Below are 3,295 nucleotides of genomic sequence, written 5' to 3'. Positions count from 1 at the left end.
CCGCGTCCGGTACTCCTGCCGCCCCTACGACATCGCGTGCGACGCCCCCGAGGACATCGCGATCCTCGAACTGGCGCTCGGCGTCCTCGGGCAGATGCGTTTCACCCTCGCGAACCCCCTGCAGACGATCACCGACGGTGAGCGGGTGATCTCCGCGATGGCGGCCCGCGCGGCCGCGCACATCGTCTCCGACGAGGACTGGTGGCAGTCCGACGAATCGCTGCTCGACGTCCTGCGCACGGTCGCGGACCAGAGCCGCCGGGTGCCCGGCGAGGACCGCGGCCCCGAGCGGCGCCGGGAGCTGCTGGACTGGGCCATGGGCCCCGGAATGCCGGTCGTCCAGGAGAAGCTGCGCGCCGAGGGCGCCGGTTTCGTCGAGGACAACAGCGGCGTGGTCGATCTCGTCCTGAAGCCGTACATCTTCCTCGCGTTGTTCCAGCACATCGCGTACTGGAACAACAACCCGAACGACCCGTGGTACTGGGAGAGCGAGAAGATCGTCGACTGGATCAGTGAGCTCGCCCGCGCCGAGCGCGGGGACGAGCTCGCCCGCGCCGAGCGCGGGGACGAGCTTGCCCGCGCCGAGCGGGACCGGGATCCGGCCGGCAACTGACGCGAACCGAGCGAAGGGGCCCGTTCCGATACGGAACGGGCCCCTTCGCTGTGTCGGTGCTTGTTACTTGGCGACGGTCACGTCGACGTTGTGCACACCGGCCGCGGTCGGGCTGATGGTGGAGTCGCCGTTCCCGACGCTCGAGAGTGCACGGACCTTCCAGGTGCCGGGCGCGGCGAAGAAGCGGAAGTCGCCGGTCGCGGAGGCGACGACCTCGGCGGTGAACTCATCGGTGCCGTCGAGCAGGCGCACGAATGCACCGCCGACGGGCTGGCCGTCTGCGTCGAGGACCCGGCCGGTGATGACCGTTTCCTTCTCGACGTCGACGCCGGCAGGCAGGCTCTGGCTCTGAACGGGTGCTCCGCACATGTTTCTTACGCTCCCAACTCGATCGGTGCGCCGACCAGCGAGCCGTACTCGACCCAGCTGCCGTCGTAGTTCTTGACGTTCTTCTTGCCGAGGATCTCCTGCAGCACGAACCAGGTGTGGCTCGAGCGCTCGCCGATGCGGCAGTAGGCGATGGTCTCCTTGGAGTCGTCGAATCCCTTGTCCGCGTACAGCTTTGCAAGGTCCTCGTCGGACTTGAAGGTGCCGTCCTCGTTGGCGGTGGTGCTCCACGGGATGTTGATGGCACCGGGGACGTGGCCGCGCTGCTGCGCCTGCTCCTGCGGGAGGTGCGCCGGCGCGAGGATCTTGCCGGAGTACTCGTCGGGGGAGCGCACGTCGACCAGGTTGGCCTTGCCGATCGCGGCGATCACGTCGTCGCGGAACGCGCGGATCGAGGTGTCCGGCGTGGCGGCCTTGTACTCGGTGGCCGGGCGGGTGACGGGCTCCTTCGACAGCTCACGACCGTCGAGCTCCCACTTCTTGCGGCCGCCGTCGATCAGCTTGATGTCCTGGTGGCCGTACAGCTTGAAGTACCAGTACGCGTAGGCCGCGAACCAGTTGTTGTTGCCGCCGTACAGCACGACGGTGTCGTCGTTGGCGACGCCCTTGGCGGACAGCAGCTCGGAGAACTGCTCCTGGTTCAGGAAGTCGCGGCGCACGCCGTCCTGCAGGTCCTTGCGCCAGTCGAGCTTGATCGCGCCGGGGATGTGGCCACCGTCGTAGGCGGTGGTGTCCTCGTCGACCTCGATGAAGACGGTCTTCGGCGCGTTGAGGTTCTGCTCGGCCCAGTCTGCAGAGACCAGGACGTCGGAGCGAGCCATGGATATTCCTTTCGGTGGTGACTGAGGAAGTCGGTGGGGGCGGGTCAGGTGGACGCGGGGCGCAGTCGCGTCACCAGCGGGTAGATCCGGCAGCCGAGGCACAGGCCGAACGCTGCGTTGAGCAGCGCGGCGAACAGTGCGAACCCGGTGGCGACGGATCCGACCACGACGGCTCCGGCGAGGAACCCGACGGTACCGACGGCGGCGAACACGAAACCGACGAACTGCGCGAAACGCAGCGGCGGCACGGGTTCGGTTTCGGTCGGTGCTCCCAGACGCGGCGCGATCAGCGTCGCGTAGAGCAGTCCGTATGGGCTACGGCGCGGGCCGAACACCGCCCCGAGTGCGAACACCAAGGTCTGCGCGGCGAGCAGTACGCCGGCTGCCGGGACGGAGAACGTCGCGACGATCAGTACGACGACGAGGACAGCGGTGGTGACCCAGGCGGCGAACCGGGGGCCGCGGACGTCGACCTGGTCGACGGTGCGGGATTGTGGAATTGGAACGGACATCGGAGTGCTCCTGCGGGATTCGAGGGCGCGCGCGTAGCGGGATCGAGGTGCCGGATGCGGTCGGTGGACCGCGGGGCGATCACATCGGGCGTGTGCTGGTGACGTACCGGAGGGTGATGGACGTCGAGGTCGAGGTGATCAGCAGGAACAACAACAGCCACCGAGGCGGCACAGATCGACTGCGCGGCGTCGGGTGAGCATCAGCTCTTGGCGGTAATGCACGTCAGGGAGTGTAGCGAAGTTCTCAGGAAAGCAAATCCCCAGGGGCACGCAACGGCACCAGGGCAGATGTCAGATCCGCCGCGGTCGGAACTCCCGAAACCCGGAACCGTTCGGTGCCGTCCGCGCCGAACAGGAACGTCGTCGGTAGCGACAGAACTCCCAATTTCCTTGCCAGCTCCGGATTTTCGTCGAGATCGACCTCGACGTCCCGGGGAATCGGCAGGCCGTCCTGCGTGGCCGCGAAATTGTCGACGACCTGCGTGACGACGCGGCGCACGGCGCTGCACGGGCCACACCACGGTGCGGAGAAGTGCAGCACCACCGGTTCCGGGCCGTCACCGATTCCGAGCGCGGAGAGCAGCGGGTCGACGCCGGCCGTGTCCGGTTCGGCGGCTACTTCGCGCACGGCGCCGGACCGGGACCGCAGGACCGTGCCCACCCCGAGGGCGGCGACGAGGACCACGAGAAGAACGATGATTCCGGTCACAGTCGCTGCACTTCCTCGAGGTCGATGACGGTATCGCGGGCTTCACCCTCGATGACGATCTGCGAGCCGCGCGCCTCCACCGACGTCGGATACACACCGAACGGCAGATCCTGCGGTTCGATCGTGGTGGTGAACAGACCGAGCACGACGGGCTTCAGCGGATCGGGCACCGTGAAGTCGGCGTTGCCCTCCGGTCCGAAGTACAGATCCGAGGCGACGATGCGGACGCTGTCGTCGTCGAGCAGCAGATCGG

6 protein-coding genes and 1 pseudogene are annotated in these 3,295 nt (G+C 67.6%); 1 reads left to right on the top strand and 6 read right to left on the bottom strand.

The window, feature by feature from the left end:
- Positions 1-613, top strand: a pseudogene (locus tag I0Q12_RS33175) (cutinase); the annotation flags it as partial.
- A gap of 63 nt (positions 614-676) precedes the next feature.
- Here I0Q12_RS33175 and I0Q12_RS18085 read toward each other — a convergent pair.
- The 6 genes from I0Q12_RS18085 to I0Q12_RS33170 form a co-directional block, all read right to left on the bottom strand.
- On the bottom strand, positions 677-982 hold the full coding sequence (locus tag I0Q12_RS18085; RefSeq protein WP_197253243.1) for a DUF1416 domain-containing protein: 306 nt from the start codon (positions 980-982) through the stop codon (positions 677-679).
- A gap of 5 nt (positions 983-987) precedes the next feature.
- Positions 988-1,821: a sulfurtransferase gene (locus I0Q12_RS18080; RefSeq protein ID WP_197253241.1), complete on the bottom strand. Its 834-nt coding sequence runs from the start codon at positions 1,819-1,821 to the stop codon at positions 988-990.
- 44 nt (positions 1,822-1,865) lie between these two features.
- Complete coding sequence (locus I0Q12_RS18075) at positions 1,866-2,333, bottom strand: DUF4395 domain-containing protein (protein WP_197253238.1); 468 nt, start codon at positions 2,331-2,333, stop codon at positions 1,866-1,868.
- Between the two features lie 138 nt (positions 2,334-2,471).
- Positions 2,472-2,555 (bottom strand): putative leader peptide, encoded by an 84-nt coding sequence (locus I0Q12_RS35130; protein WP_368862557.1) that lies wholly within the window; start codon positions 2,553-2,555, stop codon positions 2,472-2,474.
- Between the two features lie 22 nt (positions 2,556-2,577).
- Positions 2,578-3,042, bottom strand: coding sequence for a thioredoxin family protein (locus tag I0Q12_RS18070; RefSeq protein ID WP_197253236.1), 465 nt, complete (start codon positions 3,040-3,042; stop codon positions 2,578-2,580).
- A partial coding sequence (locus tag I0Q12_RS33170) for an LmeA family phospholipid-binding protein (protein WP_231610942.1) occupies positions 3,039-3,295 on the bottom strand: 257 nt, incomplete at its 5' end. The genes I0Q12_RS18070 and I0Q12_RS33170, both read right to left, overlap by 4 nt.

Source organism: Rhodococcus sp. CX, from assembly GCF_015865005.1.
Lineage (GTDB): Bacteria > Actinomycetota > Actinomycetes > Mycobacteriales > Mycobacteriaceae > Rhodococcus.
The sequence above is the reverse complement of the archived record's forward strand: the minus strand, read 5'-3'. Positions and strand labels throughout refer to the sequence as shown.

Coding starts and splice junctions, on each gene's coding strand:
- I0Q12_RS18075 (WP_197253238.1), bottom strand. CDS start 2,333: ATGTCCGTTCCAATTCCACAATCCCGCACCGTCGACCAGGTCGACGTC.
- I0Q12_RS18080 (WP_197253241.1), bottom strand. CDS start 1,821: ATGGCTCGCTCCGACGTCCTGGTCTCTGCAGACTGGGCCGAGCAGAAC.
- I0Q12_RS18085 (WP_197253243.1), bottom strand. CDS start 982: ATGTGCGGAGCACCCGTTCAGAGCCAGAGCCTGCCTGCCGGCGTCGAC.